The 19,278-nt window shown below is 39.1% G+C and carries 25 protein-coding genes; 1 reads left to right on the top strand and 24 read right to left on the bottom strand.

What is annotated here, in order from left to right; genetic code table 11:
• From dxs to spoIIIAA, 17 genes are all read right to left on the bottom strand, one after another.
• Complete coding sequence (dxs, locus tag LC455_RS13300; RefSeq protein WP_223591473.1) at positions 1-1,896, bottom strand: 1-deoxy-D-xylulose-5-phosphate synthase; 1,896 nt, start codon at positions 1,894-1,896, stop codon at positions 1-3.
• Between the two features lie 322 nt (positions 1,897-2,218).
• Positions 2,219-3,112, bottom strand: a complete 894-nt coding sequence (locus LC455_RS13295; protein ID WP_223591472.1) for a polyprenyl synthetase family protein — start codon at positions 3,110-3,112, stop codon at positions 2,219-2,221.
• 2 nt (positions 3,113-3,114) lie between these two features.
• The gene (locus LC455_RS13290) at positions 3,115-3,348 is read right to left on the bottom strand and encodes an exodeoxyribonuclease VII small subunit (RefSeq protein ID WP_223591471.1); all 234 of its coding nucleotides are present in this window, start codon (positions 3,346-3,348) and stop codon (positions 3,115-3,117) included.
• Entirely contained in the window at positions 3,338-4,696 is a 1,359-nt protein-coding gene (xseA, locus tag LC455_RS13285) for an exodeoxyribonuclease VII large subunit (protein ID WP_223591470.1), read from the bottom strand. The genes LC455_RS13290 and xseA overlap by 11 nt, the downstream gene beginning before the upstream one ends.
• A gap of 214 nt (positions 4,697-4,910) precedes the next feature.
• Complete coding sequence (folD, locus tag LC455_RS13280) at positions 4,911-5,768, bottom strand: bifunctional methylenetetrahydrofolate dehydrogenase/methenyltetrahydrofolate cyclohydrolase FolD (protein WP_223591469.1); 858 nt, start codon at positions 5,766-5,768, stop codon at positions 4,911-4,913.
• Between the two features lie 36 nt (positions 5,769-5,804).
• Positions 5,805-6,203: a transcription antitermination factor NusB gene (gene nusB, locus LC455_RS13275; RefSeq protein WP_223591468.1), complete on the bottom strand. Its 399-nt coding sequence runs from the start codon at positions 6,201-6,203 to the stop codon at positions 5,805-5,807.
• 213 nt (positions 6,204-6,416) lie between these two features.
• Positions 6,417-6,824 (bottom strand): Asp23/Gls24 family envelope stress response protein, encoded by a 408-nt coding sequence (locus LC455_RS13270; RefSeq protein ID WP_223591467.1) that lies wholly within the window; start codon positions 6,822-6,824, stop codon positions 6,417-6,419.
• Positions 6,825-6,842: 18 nt separating this feature from the next.
• Positions 6,843-8,198, bottom strand: coding sequence for an acetyl-CoA carboxylase biotin carboxylase subunit (accC, locus tag LC455_RS13265; protein WP_223591465.1), 1,356 nt, complete (start codon positions 8,196-8,198; stop codon positions 6,843-6,845).
• Between the two features lie 14 nt (positions 8,199-8,212).
• Entirely contained in the window at positions 8,213-8,722 is a 510-nt protein-coding gene (gene accB / locus LC455_RS13260; RefSeq protein WP_223591463.1) for an acetyl-CoA carboxylase biotin carboxyl carrier protein, read from the bottom strand.
• Positions 8,723-8,923: 201 nt separating this feature from the next.
• On the bottom strand, positions 8,924-9,484 hold the full coding sequence (locus LC455_RS13255; protein WP_223591461.1) for a SpoIIIAH-like family protein: 561 nt from the start codon (positions 9,482-9,484) through the stop codon (positions 8,924-8,926).
• Between the two features lie 16 nt (positions 9,485-9,500).
• On the bottom strand, positions 9,501-10,151 hold the full coding sequence (gene spoIIIAG / locus LC455_RS13250; RefSeq protein ID WP_223591459.1) for a stage III sporulation protein AG: 651 nt from the start codon (positions 10,149-10,151) through the stop codon (positions 9,501-9,503).
• On the bottom strand, positions 10,144-10,773 hold the full coding sequence (gene spoIIIAF / locus LC455_RS13245; RefSeq protein ID WP_223591457.1) for a stage III sporulation protein AF: 630 nt from the start codon (positions 10,771-10,773) through the stop codon (positions 10,144-10,146). Before spoIIIAF ends, spoIIIAG begins: the two co-directional genes overlap by 8 nt.
• Before the next feature lie 16 nt (positions 10,774-10,789).
• Positions 10,790-11,989 carry a stage III sporulation protein AE gene (spoIIIAE, locus tag LC455_RS13240; RefSeq protein ID WP_223591455.1) on the bottom strand — a complete coding sequence of 400 codons (1,200 nt, stop codon included), beginning with the start codon at positions 11,987-11,989 and terminating at the stop codon, positions 10,790-10,792.
• 13 nt (positions 11,990-12,002) lie between these two features.
• Entirely contained in the window at positions 12,003-12,392 is a 390-nt protein-coding gene (spoIIIAD, locus tag LC455_RS13235; RefSeq protein WP_223591661.1) for a stage III sporulation protein AD, read from the bottom strand.
• A gap of 16 nt (positions 12,393-12,408) precedes the next feature.
• The gene (gene spoIIIAC, locus LC455_RS13230; RefSeq protein ID WP_007084610.1) at positions 12,409-12,612 is read right to left on the bottom strand and encodes a stage III sporulation protein AC; all 204 of its coding nucleotides are present in this window, start codon (positions 12,610-12,612) and stop codon (positions 12,409-12,411) included.
• Between the two features lie 11 nt (positions 12,613-12,623).
• On the bottom strand, positions 12,624-13,139 hold the full coding sequence (gene spoIIIAB, locus LC455_RS13225) for a stage III sporulation protein SpoIIIAB (protein ID WP_223591453.1): 516 nt from the start codon (positions 13,137-13,139) through the stop codon (positions 12,624-12,626).
• Positions 13,140-14,063 carry a stage III sporulation protein AA gene (gene spoIIIAA, locus LC455_RS13220; protein WP_223591451.1) on the bottom strand — a complete coding sequence of 308 codons (924 nt, stop codon included), beginning with the start codon at positions 14,061-14,063 and terminating at the stop codon, positions 13,140-13,142.
• Between the two features lie 176 nt (positions 14,064-14,239).
• On the opposite strand from spoIIIAA, the gene LC455_RS13215 reads away from it, so the two are divergent.
• Positions 14,240-14,905 (top strand): SIMPL domain-containing protein, encoded by a 666-nt coding sequence (locus LC455_RS13215; protein WP_223591449.1) that lies wholly within the window; start codon positions 14,240-14,242, stop codon positions 14,903-14,905.
• Between the two features lie 140 nt (positions 14,906-15,045).
• Here LC455_RS13215 and LC455_RS13210 read toward each other — a convergent pair whose 3' ends face one another.
• The 7 genes from LC455_RS13210 to LC455_RS13180 are packed head-to-tail and all read right to left on the bottom strand — an operon-like array spanning position 15,046 to position 19,266.
• A complete protein-coding gene (locus LC455_RS13210; RefSeq protein ID WP_223591447.1) occupies positions 15,046-15,555 on the bottom strand; it encodes a TlpA family protein disulfide reductase in 510 nt (169 codons plus the stop codon).
• Positions 15,556-15,583: 28 nt separating this feature from the next.
• Positions 15,584-15,715, bottom strand: coding sequence for a CcmD family protein (locus LC455_RS13205; RefSeq protein ID WP_223591446.1), 132 nt, complete (start codon positions 15,713-15,715; stop codon positions 15,584-15,586).
• Positions 15,716-15,727: 12 nt separating this feature from the next.
• Positions 15,728-16,489 (bottom strand): cytochrome c biogenesis protein, encoded by a 762-nt coding sequence (locus LC455_RS13200; protein WP_223591444.1) that lies wholly within the window; start codon positions 16,487-16,489, stop codon positions 15,728-15,730.
• 3 nt (positions 16,490-16,492) lie between these two features.
• On the bottom strand, positions 16,493-17,173 hold the full coding sequence (locus LC455_RS13195) for a heme exporter protein CcmB (RefSeq protein WP_223591443.1): 681 nt from the start codon (positions 17,171-17,173) through the stop codon (positions 16,493-16,495).
• Complete coding sequence (locus tag LC455_RS13190) at positions 17,170-17,874, bottom strand: ABC transporter ATP-binding protein (protein ID WP_223591441.1); 705 nt, start codon at positions 17,872-17,874, stop codon at positions 17,170-17,172. Before LC455_RS13190 ends, LC455_RS13195 begins: the two co-directional genes overlap by 4 nt.
• Positions 17,875-17,899: 25 nt before the next feature.
• The gene (locus tag LC455_RS13185) at positions 17,900-18,895 is read right to left on the bottom strand and encodes a hypothetical protein (RefSeq protein ID WP_223591439.1); all 996 of its coding nucleotides are present in this window, start codon (positions 18,893-18,895) and stop codon (positions 17,900-17,902) included.
• Entirely contained in the window at positions 18,892-19,266 is a 375-nt protein-coding gene (locus tag LC455_RS13180; RefSeq protein WP_223591437.1) for a hypothetical protein, read from the bottom strand. Before LC455_RS13180 ends, LC455_RS13185 begins: the two co-directional genes overlap by 4 nt.
• Between the last annotated feature and the right edge of the window lie 12 nt (positions 19,267-19,278).

The raw sequence follows: 19,278 nt of genomic DNA, 5'->3' as shown, positions 1-19,278 counted from the left end.
TTAAGCCCTTTGTTGTTTTTTTCGTGCAAGAATGGAAATTCGTTTAACTACTTCCTCTGTTGTCAGGCCAATTTCATCAAGGAGTGCACCTACATCACCATGTTCAATAAATTGATCAGGAATTCCTATTCTGTCTATTTGTGAATGATAAAAGCCATTTGTCTGGGCATACTCAAGAACAGCACTTCCAAATCCACCTTGCAGCACTGCTTCCTCAATTGTAAGGATCGGCATATTTTTTTCTAAGAGAATATTAAGCATTTTTTCATCCAAAGGTTTAATAAAGCGGGCATTAACAATTTTCACAGAAATCCCTTGTTTCTCAAGGCGCTGAGCCGCTTCTAGTGCCATTGGAATAGTCGTTCCAAAGGTTAAGATTGCAGCATCTTCCCCCTCCTTTAGTACTTCCCATGTACCAATCGGAATACTGTGCAAATCCGTATCCAATGGCACACCAAGCCCATTTCCGCGGGGAAATCTTAAGGCTATTGGACCATCATCATATTTCATGGCCGTATAAACCATATGCTGCCCTTCATTTTCATCCTTCGGCATCATTAACACAATATTAGGCACATGCCGTAAGAAAGCAATATCAAATACGCCTTGATGTGTTTCACCATCTGCACCTACCAAGCCAGCTCGATCAATTCCGATAAACACATTTAAGTTTTGCCGGCAAATATCATGAACCACTTGATCATAGGCCCTTTGCAGAAAAGTTGAATAAATGGCTAAAAAAGGTTTCATGTTTTGAGTAGCTAATCCTGCAGCAACTGTTGCAGCATGCTGTTCAGCGATCCCTACATCATACATTCGGTCAGGGAACTCACTAGCAAAACCTTCAAGCTTAGAACCCACCGGCATCGCCGGAGTTATAGCAACAATGCGTTCATCCTCACGGGCAAGCCTTCGAACCGTCTCACTTATCAGACTGCTCCAGGCTGGCGGCTGTTTTTTATCAGGTTTAACAAAAGCACCCGTATCCATCTTATATGGACCCGTCCCATGCCATGTTCCGGTTTTATCGCTTTCAGCAGGTTGAAAGCCTTTGCCCTTTTTCGTAATCACATGTATAAGTACTGGGCCTTCTGTCTTTTTAGCATAGCTAAGGTTTTCAAATAAGTCATCAAAGTTATGGCCATCAATTGGGCCTAAATAAGTAAAACCAAGCTCTTCAAAAAACATGCCAGAAACAAATAAATATTTTAGGCTGTCTTTTACTCTCTCAGCCGTTGCAGCCAATTTCCCTCCAACAGCTGGGACCTTCTTTAATAATACTTCTAACTCATCTTTTACCCATTGATATTTTCCTGCTGTCCGTAATTGACCAAGGATATTATGCAGGGCACCTACATTCGGCGCAATCGACATTTCATTATCGTTTAAAATCACGATCATATCTTTTTTCTCGTGACCAATATGATTTAAGGCTTCTAAAGCCATACCTCCGGTTAAGGCACCATCACCAATAACAGGAACAACGAACGATTTTTCCTTTTTTAAATCTCTGGCAATCGCCATTCCCATAGCAGCAGAAAGAGAAGTGGAACTATGCCCAGTTTCCCATACGTCATGCTCACTCTCAATTCGTTTTGGAAAGCCGCAAAGGCCCTTGAACTGTCTTAATGTATCGAACTCACAAGCTCTACCCGTTAAAATTTTGTGGACATAGGATTGATGGCCTACATCCCAAATAATTTTATCGGTTGGGCTGTCAAAGCATTTATGTAAGGCAATTGTTAATTCTACTACACCTAAATTAGGTCCAATATGGCCTCCAGTTACAGATAACTTTTCAATCAAGAATTGGCGAATTTCCTGACTTAAAGCCTCCAGTTGTTTGTTTGACATCCTTTTTAAAAAGGATGGGTCTTTTATTGATAACAGATCCATGTTTGGACCACTCACTTTCATACTTTTTCATACTAAAATGCTTCTGTATACTAGGTTGTTGATTTGCGCTCCAGGCGCTTCGCTTTCCGCGGGCGGTCCGGGGAGCCTCCTCGGCGCTTATGCGCCTGCGGGGTCTCCACTGCCCCGTTTTCCCGCAGGAGTCTTCGCGCCTTCCGCTCCAATTACAGTGTTAAAACCATTAACTGTTTCCTTTATAGCCTTCTAAAAAAAGCCGCTAACACGAAAGTGATAACGGCAAGAGAACATTTCTACATTGAAAACAATTATAACACACTTATTTCATTGCCTCAAATAGCCGTTCTTAATGGTCTCTCGAAGCGACTAAATCCGTTAATTCCATTAGTAAATTCGTATCTAAGCCTGTCTTTTCCAAATGTTCCTTTGACAGGTTTATTTGCGTATGTAAAGCATCTCTAGCCCCATCTAAAGATAACAATTTCGGGTACGTACTTTTTTGATTCGTCTTGTCACTTCCAACAGGCTTTCCAATTAAATGTTCATTTCCAACCACATCCAGGATATCATCCTGAATTTGAAACGCAAGACCAAGATGATGGGCAAACGCTGATAAATTTTCCATCTGACTTTGAGTGGCACCAGCAATAATTGCCCCAGCAAGAACACTATATTTCAACAGTTTCCCAGTTTTATGAATATGGATATATTCCAATTCCTCAAGTGAAAGGGCTTTCCCTTCTCCCTCCATATCTGCTACTTGACCGCCTACCATTCCTTCCGTTCCTGCAGCTTTTGCCATTTCTATCGTTAATTTTAGCTTTGTCTCAGGGGTGGCATATTCATTTGGAATTTTACCAACAACCTCAAAACTATAGGTTAGTAACGCATCTCCAGCCAGAATTGCGATGGCGTCTCCAAACACTTTATGATTGGTCGGCTTCCCTCTTCGAAGATCGTCATTATCCATACTAGGAAGGTCATCATGAATTAAAGAGTAGGTATGTATCATTTCAATTGCTGCAGCTGCAAGAAGGCCTTTTCTTGGGTCCATTCCAAATGCATCCAAGGTTGCGAATAATAATAAGGGACGTATTCTTTTTCCGCCTGCATCAAGGGAATAAATCATTGATTCCTTGATGATAGAGGGTGCATCGAGCTCTTCAACCAGAGATTTAAGTTCATTCTCAAGGAGCTGCTTATAATCTTGTGAAAATGTATGAAGTAAACCGGCTTCCAAGTCTATTCCTCCTCAACAACAGAAAAATTCTCCGTGCGTCCATCCTCCGTAATAATTTGCGTCAGCTGTTCTTCTACGCTTTTTAATTTATCATGACAAAGTTTGGATAATTCCATACCTTCTTTATAGAATATAATCGCTTCCTCTAAAGGAACATCCCCTTCTTCAAGTTTATCGACGATTTGTTCGAGCTTCGTCATCGCCTCTTCAAAGGATAATTTGTTTTCATTCGGCACTATTTTCGCTCTCCTTTATGTTCTCCACTTTACAGTATAGACTGCCATCTGTTAATTGAATCTGTAATTGTTCATTCACCTTTACCTGACTGACACTTTTGACCAGACGATTTTCTGCTGAATAAGCTAAACTGTATCCGCGTTCCATTATTTTCAACGGACTTAATGCCTGTAAAGTTGATACTAAACGATCAAAATCTGTTTGTTTTTTTGATAAAATTTTGTGCATTGCACGATCCATGTCTTTTTGTGTTCGGTAAAAACTTTTTTGGGCTGCAGATAAGGCTTCGCTCGGGTGATTTCTCTGCAAACGTTTATGAAGAAGGTCATGTTGTCCCTTTTTAATCGAAGCCAAGCGGGAACTTCCACGGACAAGCAATTCAGTCAGTTTATCAACCTGTTCCAATTTTTGTTCATATAAACGATGAGGATAACGGAAAGCATACGATTTTTGCACTCTGTTTAATCGTTCCTTTTCGAACCGAAATTTTTCCTGCATCGCCCTAAGCAGCCGTGTTTGCCGCTGGAGGATCCTATCCATTAGTTCCTCAATATGGGGAACAGCAAGTTCAGCCGCACCTGTTGGAGTTGGCGCCCTTAGGTCAGCCACAAAATCGGCAATTGTAAAATCGGTTTCGTGTCCGACAGCTGAAATAATTGGAATCCGCGATTGATGAATCGCCCTGGCTACCAGTTCCTCGTTAAAAGCCCATAACTCCTCAATTGATCCACCGCCGCGGCCGACTATCAATACATCAATTTCTTTCATAGTATTTGCTTTTTCAATTTGCCTGGCGATTGACGGGGCTGCATTCTCACCCTGCACAAGTGCGGGGAATACAAGAATATTAGCAATGGGATACCGTCTTTTAATTGTGGTAATAACATCTCTTATTGCTGCTCCGGTTGGAGATGTGATGATTCCCACCGTTTTAGGAAATAATGGAAGGGCTTTTTTAGTTTCAAGAGCAAATAAGCCTTCTGCCTCCAGCCGTTGTTTTAATTGCTCAAAAGCCAAAAACAATTCTCCAATTCCGTCCGGCTGCATTTCTTTGATATAAATTTGATATTGACCGCCTGGTTCATATACGGTGATGTCACCTTTGACTATCACTTTCATTCCGTTTTCAGGCGAAAACTTCATAAACCTTGAATGACTAGAGAACATAACTGCAAGTATGCGGGCTTTTTCGTCTTTTAAGGTAAAATACATATGTCCACTCGAATGCTGTTTAAAGTTCGAAATTTCTCCTCTTACATGGATATCATGTAAATGAGGGTCCGCATCAAATTTTCTTTTTATGTATTTGGTTAAAGCATTCACAGATAAATATCGTTCTTCTTGCATGGCCGCTCCTTTTTTTATAGGAAGGTATTAATATTGACTTTGAAAATTGTCCAGCTACAGCGCCTAGGGGCTCTTTGGTCTATAGCCAATCCGTCGAAAAGGTTAAAAATCAACCTTTCCGCCGGCTCGTCTTATGCTTGTCGCCCCTGGTCAAGGCGCTTCCGCTTTTCTAATAATAAAACTGTCCTTATCAATGATAAGGACAAGATTCTGCTTAAAACCCTCCGATACTTTCAGAAGCCGATTTTAAGGTATTGTACATAAGCATTGTAATTGTCATCGGACCTACTCCCTTTGGAACTGGAGTAATATAGCCGGCTTTTTCGCTAACCTCATCAAAAGCTACATCACCGCAAAGCTTGCCTGCCTCATTGCGATTAATTCCGACATCGATGACTACAGCGCCTTCTTTTACATGATCAGCTTTGATAAAATTCGGAATTCCTACAGCAGCAATTAAAATATCTGCCTGCCTTGTATGTACCGCTAAATCTTTTGTTTTAGAGTGACAATACGTTACTGTTGCATTTTTATTAAGGAGAAGCTGTCCTACCGGCTTGCCCACAATATTACTTCTTCCAACAACAACCACATGCTTTCCATCTAATTGGACACCTGTTTCTTCAAGAAGGACCAAGATACCGTAAGGAGTACATGGTAGAAAGGCATTCTGGCCAGTCATCATTCTGCCAATATTAATCGGATGAAAGCCATCAACATCTTTTAATGGAGAAATCGACTCAATTACCCGAGTTTCATCAATATGTTTTGGGAGTGGAAGTTGAACTAATATTCCATGGATGGAAGGATCTGCGTTCAACTCTATAATTTTTGCTAAAAGTTCCTCTTCAGAAACTTCTTCTGGCATGGTAATTAAAAGGGAGTACATACCAAGCTCTTCACATGTTTTTTGTTTGCTCTTTACATATGTCTTGGAAGCATCGTTATTTCCTACAAGAATAACAGATAATCCCGGGGTGACTCCCTCGCTTTTAAGTTTTTGAACCTCTTCAGCAATTTCTAATCGTTTCTTTGCAGCAATTTCTTTTCCATTAATAATTTCAGCGGTCATTTACTTCTCTCCCTTACCCTAGAGATAACCCAGTAATTAATCGTTTAGAATTTTTTCTTTTACCTTTGAAAGAACACCGTTAATAAATTTGCTTGATTGGTCATCTCCGAAAATTTTTGCAATTTCTATGGCTTCATCTAAAATAACTTTTTCCGGTACTTCAGAACGATAAAACTTTAGTTCACATACTGCAATTCTTAGTAAGTTTCGATCAACTGTTGCCAGCCGGTCCATAGACCATTTTTCAAGGTTTTCAATAATTAATTTATCAATTTCAGCTTTGTGCTCTACCACACCTAAAACAAGCTTTGATAAATATTCGTCGCCTTCTTCTCCTTCCAAAACATGTTCAATAGCTGATTCTGGTTCAGTATTACTTACATCGATTTGAAAAAGCGCCTGCAACGCTTTTTCCCTGGCTGTTCTTCTTTTCATTATACCTTTATCTCCTTTAGGGATATTAAGTAAATTTTGTCTATTTTATATACAAGTTATAGTATTAGGTAATCGTGAAACCTTACACATAAAATGATAATAGCATAACTAAAAACGATTCGCACATTTACAAAGAAATTTTCTAATTTGCAACCGCTTTTATTTTAAAAAAAATGAAAAACCAAAGGAATTAGCACCTTTGGTTTTTTCATTTTATACTTCTGAATCAATTTCAGGCTCGATTTTTTGTGTTTCAAATTGAATGCCGACAACATGGATGTTAACTTCTTCCGCATCCAATGCCGTCATATTTAGCAGTGCCTGACGAATATTATCTTGGATTTTCCCTGCAACCGTTGGAATAGAGACGCCAAATTTCATTAAACAATAGACATCTACTTTTATTCCTGTTTCGGTTAGTTCCACTTTCACGCCTTTACCATGGTTTTTCTTCCCAAGGCGCTCGACGACACCTGTTGCAAAATTACCACGCATGCCTGCAACACCTTCGACTTCGGATGCGGCAATACCAGCAATAACTTCAATTACTTCAGGAGCAATCTCAATTTTCCCAAGGCCGTTATTACCTTGTTCCATTTCCAAGATGCTAAATTCGCTCATCAAAAACACCTCCAGATTTTAGACTGATTTCATCACATCATGCAATTCTAAGAATTTCGTATTAAACTGGCCTTCTACGAATTTTTCGTGCTCAAGAAGTTTTAAATGAAACGGAATGGTTGTTTGAATACCCTCCACTACAAATTCACTTAAAGCACGCTTCATTCTTGAAATTGCCTCTTCCCTGCTGCTTCCATATGTGATAACTTTCGCAATCATCGAATCGTAGTATGGTGGAATTGTATATCCTGGGTACGCTGCTGAGTCAATCCGAACACCCAGCCCGCCAGGAGGTAAGTACATTTTGATTTTTCCAGCGGAAGGGAGAAAATTCTTCTCCGGATTCTCTGCATTAATCCGACATTCAATTGCCCAGCCTGTAAAGGTAACATCCTGTTGTTTTAAGGAAAGCTTTTCGCCATTTGCTACACGAATTTGCTCTTTAATTAGGTCGATTCCTGTGACCATTTCGGTAACAGGGTGCTCTACCTGAATCCTGGTGTTCATCTCCATAAAATAAAACTTTCGATTGCGATAGTCATAAATAAATTCTACCGTGCCTGCACCTGAATAATCAACTGCTTTCGCCGCTTTAACAGCCGCATTTCCCATTTCTGTGCGAATTTCGCCATCTAATGCTGGTGAAGGAGTTTCTTCAAGAAGTTTTTGTAGTCTCCGTTGGATGGAACAATCCCGTTCTCCTAAATGAATCGTGTTTCCATAATTATCGGCTAACACCTGTATCTCAACATGGCGGAAATCCTCAATATATTTTTCAATATAAACACCTGGATTCCCGAATGCTGTTAATGCTTCCTGCTGAGTAATATTGATTCCTTTAATTAATTCCTGCTCATTTTTAGCAACGCGGATGCCTTTACCGCCTCCGCCGGCAGTTGCTTTAATAATGACTGGATATTCTATCTTTTTCACAAGCTCAAGGGCTTCATCAATATTATTAATGATGCCTGTTGACCCAGGGACAATTGGGACACCTGCTTCCCGCATCGTTTCCCTTGCAATATCCTTGGTTCCCATTTTGGTAATGGCCTCTGGACTTGGTCCAACAAAGGTGATATTGCATTCCCTGCATAACTCTGCAAAATCAGCATTTTCGGCTAAGAAACCATATCCTGGATGAATGGCATCACAACCGGTTAACTTTGCAACACTAATAATATTTGTCACGTTTAAATAACTGTCTTTTGATGAAGTTGGTCCAATACAGTAGGCTTCATCGGCAAGCTGTACATGTAACGCTTCGCGGTCTGCTTCAGAAAATACGGCAACTGATTCAATTCCCATTTCCCGGCAGGCTCTAATAATCCTAACTGCAATTTCTCCTCTGTTTGCAATTAACAGTTTTTTTATCATCCTGTTATCGCTCCTTATTCAGGCTTTACTAAAAATAAAGGCTGTCCGTATTCTACTAATTGGCCATTCTTAACAAGAACTTCCACAATTTCTCCATTTACTTCCGCTTCAATTTCGTTAAATAATTTCATTGCTTCAACGATACAAACAATTGAATCCTTAGAAACTTTGGACCCTGCTTTTACATAGACATCCGCATCTGGTGTTGGCGAAGCATAAAATGTTCCCACCATCGGCGAAGTGATCTTGTGTAAGTTAGCTGTATCAGCTTGAGAAGGTACTTCCATTTTTGGTGCTTCCTGTTTTACTTCCTCTACTGCAGCTGCAGGTGCAACTGGGATTGGTTGAATAGATGCAGCCGCCACTGGAGCAGCGGCATGTGGAACTGGTTGTACAGCCGTTACCACTTGAGCCCCATTCTTTTTCATTTTAATTTTTGAACCGTCAATTTCATATACAAATTCATCAATGCTAGACTGGTCAACTAATTTAATCAATTCGCGAATTTCTTGTACTTTTAACATTATGTAACACCCCTTGTACTACTTTTAATTAGGACTTACTACTAATACTATACGATAATACCGCATAAAAGTTCAATAATCTATACCTGAAGGCGGGCGAATTTTGAGAGAATATTTCAATTCAAAATATTATTTTTCCCTTAAAAAGTTAAATTAAACCATTTAAAAAGGAAAGTCTTTGACTTTCCCTTTTTGTGCAAGCTATTTAGCTGGCTGGAAGGTTACCGCTACGAAATTAGTATCTCCAATTTCTTTTTTCACTTCTTTAATAATTTTATTAGCCTCAGCAGCACTATGTTTCTTCTTAGATTTAACGGTTACGTTAACTTTTTCACCATTGGCTCTGACAAGGACATCATCATAGCCCATTGCTTTAATAAGGGTTTCAAGAATTTCTTCTTGTTGAGCTGTCTGCGTTAATTTATCCATTTGATCTTTTGCCTTGCTCCGTTCGTCAGGAGTTAGGTCAGTAGAGGCAAGGGTTGCTGTTAGCTTTTCCTTCTCCTCACTTCGAGCATCTTCAAGCTTCATACGTAACTCTTCAAAGGCCGCATCCCCTGCAATAGAAGAAACAACTGTTTTTCCATCCTTGGTCTGGGTCTTAGTTTTTGCCTGCTTTTGGTCCATTTGGTCTTTAGGGTTTTGTTGCACAGCTGCGAGGTCATTGCTCTTTTGTTCTGGTGAAGTAATGTAATACACCGATAATACGACTACTAAGCTCAACATTGTTAATAACCAAACCGTTTGTTTTTTCAAAAGCATTATTAAAATCCCCCTTTTATTTTTTAGGCATAACAGCAACTCTATGGCTCGGAACTCCTAAGACACGTGTTACTGCTTCGACTATCCATTTTTTCACTTGAATATTATCTGCACCCTTTGCAACCACCAAGACACCGCGAATGTCGGGTTTCTTTGTTTCTACTACAATCGGAACCTCTTTATCTCCGTTCCTGATAATCACGAGCTGTTCATCTGAGGAGGTTTCCTGAACCTTTCGCTGTCCGCCTTCACGATCTGTTTCGTCGGTGGTTTGCGTTTTTGAAACCTTATTTTTTTCTAGCACCTTTTTATCTGTAGAATCTATATTTACAACAACAGTGACATCGTCAACACCTAACATTTCCTTAAGTGCTTTCTCTAGCTGAGTTTCGTATTTTTCTTCATATTCAGCTATTGCTTTATTACCTGAACTCTTTTTTATCCCAAATGCCGGCACATCACTTGATCCGCCCTTATTACTAGTTGTTGCAGGTACATTAGAAGAATTGGAGCCCGTTTTAAAGATGACATTACCTGCAAGCATAAAGGCTGCTCCAATACAAAGGACAAGTAGCATATATTGATATTTCCCTGGTTTCTTTTCAGATTTTCCATCAAGTTTGAGCCATTTTTTCAAGATTGATAATGGTCCTTTATTATTATCCATTCTTTTTATTGATCCCCCCTTCAATCGAAACTTCAACTGTTTTTTCTTTTACATTCCATTTTTGCGATAGAAATGCGGCTATTTGTTCTGTTTCTTCTGCTGATTTTTTTGATGGAAGAGGTGTTTCTGTGTTAATTTCTATTTGTTTAATCGCTTCGACTGTCTTCACTTTTGTTTCTGGCTGTTTCAGAAGAACCATAACCTTTTGGAGGTTTTCAGGGAATGCTAGATCACTTTCTTCGTTTATGGCGATATCGATATTTGCTATCTCCAATCCGTATTGTTCCATCAACTCCTCCTTAACGTCCTTTTTGAGTCGGACAGCCATTTCTTCTAAAATATATGCATGTTGGGAGGCTTGTATTTCTTTTTTCTTTAAATCTATTGAATTTTTCATATTTTTTTCTCCAGGGGCTTGGTATGAAGGGAGAGAACCAATAGCTGTTTCGAAGTCCTTAGAGATTAATTTGAAGATTGGGGTTAAAATAATGGCAATTAACAGCAATCCGGTTACCATCTTCGTATATTTTTGCATACTTGAATTTGGAAGGAGCATATCGATTACTGTTGCTAAAAGAATAAAAAGAATAATATTTGTTACCCATTCTTTCAAAAAGTCCATTGCTAAGATCTCCCTCCTATCTCATCATCATCGTTAAATTTCCCGCCGCGACAATGACAGTAATACTTAAAAAGAACATTAGGGATACAATACCAAGGGCGGCGAAGACGTAAATCACGCTTCTGCTGATAATGTCCAGACATTTTATGACCGGTCCTCCTCCTAGTGGCTGGAGGATTGCGGCAGCAAACTTATAAATAAAGGCAATCATTAAGATTTTAATTGCTGGAAAGGCAACAATAATTAATAGGATGGCTACACCCGCGATGCCGACCGTATTTTTTAACAGGACGGACGCACTAACGACCGTGTCTGTTGCATCCGTGAACATTCTTCCGATAACAGGAATGAAATTCCCTGTCACGAATTTAGCCGTTCTTATGGTTACTCCATCCGTTACTGCTGCTGAAGCACCTTGTACAGAGATAACGCCAAGAAATACGGTTAGAAATAGCCCCATTAACCCGATGCTCCAGTTTCTTAATAGTGCCGCTAATTGTGACACTTTGTATTGCTCTGACATTGTACTGACGATGCTGAGCAAAGTGGCTAAAAATAGGAGCGGCAGAATAATATATTGCATGAATACTCCGCTCATATTCATTAAGAAAAGAATAACTGGATGAAAGAAAGCAGCTGAAATGAGTCCACCGGACGCGGCAATTAAAGCCAGCAGCAATGGGACGAGCGCTAGTATAAAGGAAATCATTGTCCCAATTGCTTCATTTGTGTAATTAATAGCAATATGAAAACTATTTAAGGCGAGTATAACGAGCACCATGTAAACAATAGAATAAGCAACCTTGCTTATGGCACTTTGTTCAAACGCATTTTGCATGGATTGAAGAAACATGCTAAAAATGGTCAGCATGATTAAGGATCCAAGTAATTTACCGTTGGCAACAAATTCATGGAAGGCAAACTTTAGTACCCCCTGCCCCCATTGTTTAAAAGAGAACTTTTTTTCACCGCTTACAAAGTCATACAAGCTTCCCTTTTGGCTTTCTGGCAGGAAACCGCCATATTTATTGGAAATATCCTCCCAATATTGTTTAAGTTCTGTTAAATCCAAGGATTTAAGCTGTTCGTCAACCAATGCCTGAGGTGAAATTGGAGTAGCTGGGTCTTTAGATTCTTCGGCAGCTTGTACACTTGGAATAAATAAAAAGGAGAATAAGAGAACGATAATGGGAATAATCTGCAGCCTAGCCTTCAATTTTTACACCTCATTAGCTCGGAATTAGTTTGATTATTGTTTCGATCAGCACCGTCAGAATCGGTATCGCCATGGCAAGTATGATAATTTTTCCTGCTAATTCAATCTTTGATGCCAGCGCTCCCTGCCCAGCATCCTTGGTGATTTGCGTAGCAAATTCAGCAATATAGGCAATGCCAATTATTTTTAGAATGGTTTCCACATAAACCAAGTTTACCTTTGCATTGACGGCCAATTTTTCGAGCATATGAATAATTTCATAAATTTTATCTACCAAAAAAAGAAAAATGACACAACCGACGAAGACGATTAAAAGGAAGGCAAAATTAGGTTTTTGTTCCTTTACAATTAAAGCCAGAAAGGTTGCAACCAGAGCTACGCCGATAATTTTTATGATTTCAATGGCAGAGCCCCCCCTTCTATTGAAACAAAAATACTGATTTTATTTTCTGGAAGAGATCATCGACTATCGAAGCGACCTGAAATAAAATGTAAATAAACCCAAAAAGGGTAACCCATTGTGCATATTCCTTTTTTCCAACCTGATCAAGAACTGTATGCAAAAATGCAACAACTATTCCCACTCCGGCTATTTTAAAAATAATATCCACTTCTAAGCCCATTGCTTTTCCCCCTAAAATAATAAAATGATCAGTAACAATCCCGATAAGAACCCGAGACTCTTTACCATTTTTTCGTATTTTGCCTGTGCTTGAATCGCGTCAGCTTCTTCTCTTTCCAAATGGGAAAGAGTCAGTAATATATGTTTCTGTTGGGAAAAGCGATCATGACGGCCAAGGGTTTCCCCAAATTGCTTCATAATTTCAAATTCTCCCTGCTTTAAAGCCGTTGACTTCCATATCTCTTTTAAGCTGGTTTCCCAAGCCTCTTTTACCGTTGTTTCCGTATCCGTTAATCTCTTGGCAAAACTATCAAAGAAAGAGGATAGTGGTTTTGACAGCTGGACGGCCAATCTTCTTGCTGCTTCATGTAATGGTGTATGGCTGTACATAATTTCAGCCTCAAGAGATTGCAAAGCAGACCTCAAGGCACGAAGCTGCTTAGGCCGTTCACTAAAATGCCGGGCCGCCTCAAATCCAATGACAGTGGTTGCAACGATTATAAAGATGGCTCCAATAAGCTTAACCATTTATGTCACACTCACTTTTTGATTCATTTCTTTGCCTTTTTCATCTAATATTTGGGTAATGGTACCAGGACCACTTTTTCGGCTAAGAACAACAAACCGCTCGAAAATTTTTTGATCAAGGATTTCCCTTAAGGAAGGTCTGCTCCTTATTTCCTCCAAGCTAGTCCCATGTGTGGTCATTATGAGTTTTATTCCCGCATGAACAGCCTCCTGAATGGCTTCAGCATCTTCTTTCCTGCCAATTTCATCCACAATGAGGACTTCCGGACTCATCGAGCGAATCATCATCATCATTCCCTCTGCCTTTGGACAAGCATCTAAAACGTCTACCCGGTGGCCAAAGGTCAGTTGTGGCACTCCATTTACACATCCGGCAATTTCACTGCGTTCATCCACTATCCCTACCTTATTAGACTCAATGCCTTTCATTCTATCCCCTGCAGAGATTATTCTTGCAATATCACGAAGCAAGGTTGTTTTTCCCGTTTGAGGCGGGCCGATAATCATGGTGTGCTTCCAGCTTCCGTTAAACAGATACGGAATCATCGGGTCTGCAATCCCAATCTTTTCTCTGGCGATCCGAATGTTAAAAGAAGCGATATCTCTTATGGCCTTCACTTTTTCGTCTTCGAGAATAACTTTGCCGGCAAGTCCGATTCTGTGTCCGCCTGAAACGGTTATATACCCTCGTTTAAGTTCCTCTTCAAGGGTATAGATGGAGAATTGACTAATTTTATTCATTAGATGGAAGGCATCATCAGGCTGGATGATATATGAAAGGAATTTTGGTACACCCTTCATCGTTATTTCAATTGGCCGATCGATGCGAATCCGTATTTCTTCCAATTCTTCTTTTTGATCAGAGGGGATTTGTTTAATTAGGCCGGCGATATTTTTAGGTAAAAAGTTTAGGATCGTTTCCACAAAAAGCTTCCTCCTCTTAAATGCCTGTCTCATTATTTAAAATGTATGCCTGCTAAGACACATTATGACTTTCAAATCTGTCAAAATATGTTTTGAGTCTATTAATAAATGGAACCTTTATTAAGGGGTATCGTATTTTATAGGAAGGAGAAAAGCTTTTGGGAGGGGGGACATATGTGTACCATTACCAGCCATCGATTCGTAACGGATTTCCAAGAGTTGGGGAATCTTTAATCAAAGTGAATGGGGAAGGAGAATTAGCGGTACAACCGGATTCAGCTTCGGTAAACTTAGGCGTCATAACGGAAGGAAAGGAACTAATAACCGCGCAGCAGCAAAATTCTCAGGTAACTACAAAGGTAATCAATGCTTTAGTATCGCAAGGGGTCAGTAAAAATCAGATCCAAACCTTCGATTACCGTATTGAATCAGATTATGATTACGAACAGGGAAAACAAATATTCCGCGGATTTAAAATCACTCATATTCTCCAAGTGAAGATAGACGATTTATCGAAAATCGGAAAAATAGTGGATACAGCGGTCCAAAACGGAGTTAATTATGTCTCTAATGTTCAGTTTAAAGTAAAAAATAAAGCTGCCTATTACCAGCAAGCACTGAAGCTTGCGCTGGACAATGCAATCCAAAAAGCAGAAACGATTGCCGGATCTTTAAATGTGACATTAATACAAACTCCTAGCTTAGTCGTTGAGGTAGGCGCAACGGTCCAACCTTTTTCTTATCAGCCTGAAATCATGGTTAAAAGCATGACTACTACTCAAATTGAACCTGGCCAAATTATTGTAAGGGCCAATATATTGGCCGAATTTCATTACACATAAGAAAAGCGTAAGCGCCTTGGTCGGCCCCGACAAGAAACCTCGAGGGGCTAGGCGCTGGAGCTGGACAGTTCTCGAAGTCGAAATTTATACTTTCCATAAAAAAGGATTGAGCCATGGCTAAATGGTTCAATCCTTTTTTATTATTTGTCGTATTTCTTAACCCAATTATATAACTGCATTTCGGTTACCGGACCGTTATAATGTTGTCTAATAATTCCCTGTTTATCAATAACAAATGTTTCAGGCTGCCCTGTAACATTATATAATTTAGAAATTTTGGCATTATAATCAAATAAATAGGTCATTCCCTCTTGATTTTTTTTCGTAACCTTATTGATTCTATCCATCGTTTCTCCGCGGTTTATCATTATTAATGGATACTTTTTGCCATAATCTTTTTGAAAGGCGGCCAGCTCTGGAAATTCTTCCTTACAAGGTGCACACCAGCTGGCAAAATAATTCAAAATAACCACTTCGCCCTTATAATCTGTGAGTTTTGTTTTGCTGCCATCCAAATTGGGTAATTCGAAATTATAAGCCTTATCTCCCACATCTGTATGTTTGCCCTTCGTTACTAAACTATAACCAAAAAAGCCAAACATCCCTACGATGAGAATCATTACGAGCAATTTGCCAACTCGCTTATTCATCGGACTTCCTCCTGACGCGGATCAACATCTATTTATCGAGCTGCTTTAAGAATTCGATTTCCTTCTTAAGCTTGTCATGCCGTTTTCCAATGATAAACATATAACTAAAAATGATAACCCAAGCAACGGAATACGCACCTAGCATATATTCATAATTCATGATTCATTCCTCCTATTTATCCAATGTTTCTCTTAATTTTTCTTTATACTGATCCACTTTAATTTTCATATTTTCAAATGAAACGCCTTTATTAAGAAGATAAGAATAAAGAATCGTAAAAGCCGTGATGGTAACAAGCAGTGCAATTAACATCGTATCCTCAATACCGCCGCCCTTTTGAGACGGCCCTTCACCAAACACAATTGGATGGAATTTTGTCTGCCACCAGCGAATCGCGAAGAAAACAATCGGGACGTCTGCAAACCCAATGATGCCAAAAACGGCAGCAAGACGAGCCTTTTTATCCCAAACACCATCCATTTGACGAATCATAATATAGGCAACGTAAATAAAGAAAAGAATTAACGTCGTAATCAACCGTGGTTCCCATACCCACCAAGTATTCCATGCGGACCTTGCCCAGATCGGACCTGTGGTTAATACGATGATGGTAAAGACTACACCGATTTCAGCTGAAACATACGCATAGGTATCAAATATTCTTTTCCGTTTGATTAAAAACAAAATACTAAACACAAAGGTTACAAAAAAGGCTAGAAAAGCCAGCCATGCTGAACTCACATGGAAATAAAAGATTTTTTGAGCAGCTCGCATGGTTGATTCTTCGGCAGCAAATATAAAGATGAAATAAAGTGAAACCAGCATGGAAATGGCGGATGCACCAAACAAAACTTTTGATAGATTCACCCCCCTGGTTTCAGTCAGGCCTGAACCAGGAAGCACCGCTTTCTCTCGTTCGAGATTTATACTCATCACTTAAACCTCCAGCACATAATCGATTAATAAGAAACAAACTACAAAGAAAATCACATCGTAAGCAGAAACCAATTGAATCCAAGCAATTGCACTCGGGAGTTTTTCCATATTAGTTAAAATAATTTTTGTTGCCTGAACAACACCAATTAAGATAGGAGTTGTTATGGGAAATAACAATAACGGCAGCAGCATTTCACTGCTTTTTGAATTAGCTGCGAGGGCTGCTAAGAACGTACCAATGGCGATAAACCCAAAACTCCCTAAGAATATGACTAAAATAAAATATGGAAGGCTCCCAAAAAACTTAAAATCAAATAATAGGAATAAAAACGGAATCGAAACAAGTTCGACTACTAGAATCATAGAGAAATTCGCCAGGAATTTTCCAAAATAAATACTCGCAGCCTCCATTGGTGCTACCAATAAGCCCTGCATGGTATCATTTCGCTGTTCCGATATAAATGACCGATTAAGTCCTAATATTCCTGCAAACACAATAATGACCCATATTACTCCAGGAATAACTGCTTTTGTTGTGTTATTAGCCGGATCAAAAGCAAAACTGAACACGACAATAACAAGTCCTGCAAAGATAATTTGCGTAACTAGAATTTGTTTTGTTTTTAGTTCTGAATATAAATCCTTTTTGGCAAGAAGGAGAGCTGTATGAAATAAATTCATGATACTCCCTCCATCTGCATTTCATATTTTTCTGAAACAAGGTCTAAATTGCGATTCTTAATTTTAAAATCATCGACAATTTTTCCGTTTTTCACAATGATAATTCGGTCACAAATTTCAGCTGCCTGTTTGAAATCGTGAGTAACCATTAATGTAGTGGCACCCTTTTCTTTCATCGAAAGAATGACATTATTTAAGATTGATATAGCGCCTTGATCTAGACCAGTATGGGGCTCATCTAAAAGGAGAACCTCAGGGTCATGGACAATTGCCCGTGCAATCGCAATTCTTTGAATCATTCCCCGAGAAAAGTTCTTAACCGGTTCATTTAAGAAAAATGATAGTCCAACGTCCTTCACAAGTTTCATTGCTCTTTGTTCTACATCCCGCACTCCATATAAATTTCCGAAGAATACAAGATTTTCTAATGGAGAGTAATGATCATAAAGCAAACTGGAATGGGGTAAATAACCTAATATTTTTTTTATTTCAATATGGTTCTTTTTAAGATCTAAACCATTTATTCTAACTATACCTGATGTCGGTTTAATTAGAGTTGCCAGCACCTTTAGTAAGGTACTTTTACCAGCACCATTTGGTCCAAGGATGGCGACCGTTTCCCCTTTTTTTACCTGGAGGTCTACACCACGTAAGATTAGCTTATTATCGGCTTGCTTCGTCAGATTCTTTATATCTATCATTCGCGTTCCCTCCCCATGCCAGCTGCTATTCTATGAAATGACGTAAATTTAATTTCACCTGAACTAAATGCTGTTTATAAGCGTCCAGCTTAGTGTGGTATTCACTCTCTGAAAGTTTTCCATCACCAAAGGTTTCTTCGAGTTCTATAATTTTATCCATTATGGCCTTCTGCTTAGCCATTAATAGTTTGAAAGCTTTTTCTTCCTTATCTGCGCCAAGTCTTTCCTCCTCCAATCTTGCCTTTCTTTTGAAATAGGCAATATAGGAGATTCCGGAGATGATTATGGCTCCTAAAATAATTAAGAAAACATGTGGATTAAAGCGATGTAATGGCGATTGTGCCCACATTCTAAGATGACCTGGATTATGAAAAGCCGGTGCTGTGTGGGTCACGTCACTATTTTTTGAACTGTCACTTGTTGTTTGAACTTGTTTTGTCTCATCCGCTGCAGGTTGTACATCTTTGTTATATACTAGCGAAAAGGTTTGACCAGCCTTAAGACCTTCAATGCTATAGCCAAAATAGTTTTGATCATCAAATTTAAATAGTCCTTGACTTGTAGCTTGGACGCCTTTCGTTTCAATGCTTCCCATTCCTTCTGGAACAAGAATTTGCATCATTTGTACTTGATAATCTACCGTTAGTGAAATCTCCTTGCCTTTTTCCATTCGATAGCTGTAAGGGAGTACCTGTGTTTGGTTGGCTGGAACAGGAGTTGTTGTAATAAACCCCTCGTCTACTTGTTTAAAGGCAATTTTATTATCTAAAAAGTTTAGGTCTTTTGCTCCTTTAGGCAGAGTCACCTTTAATACGGCCTCATCTGAACCGTCTCCTTTAAATTCTTCAGATGATGTATTCGTATAATTTACCATATTCATCATATTCGTTGACCCATCTTCAGCTGGGCTAACAACAATGTAATGCATATCAATGGAAACCTTTGATTCAAATGCTGCTAAACCGTTAATTGGAATGAACAGCATTAGTCCAAAGAGGAGAACGGTGATTTTTTTAATCACTTTCCTTCCCCCTTTTTCTGTTCATAGTTTTTCATTTGAGCCTCAATTTCTTTTTCCACTTCAGCCATTAAATCTTGATCAACTCGTGCTGCGATTGTAAGTTCTTCTTCTTTCATAATTCCTGCTACTTCAGCTTCATATTGTTTCTTTAAATTTTTATAATCAGCGTGTGAGATTTTATCCATTTTGTATTCAAACTCTAATTCATTCAAGGTTGTTAACAGTGCTTCCTTTGTGGAAACTATATCTTGACCTTTTCCACTTACGTTTAAATATGTATCCCACTTAAAATAAGGTGATAATATTAAAAACAGACAAGTAAGCGCTAATAAAGCCGTAAAGATCATCGAAATAATTGAGATATCGTGCATTATATTCACATC

It is taken from the genome of Neobacillus bataviensis (assembly GCF_019969725.1).
This window is presented reverse-complemented; position numbering and strand designations above follow the sequence as displayed.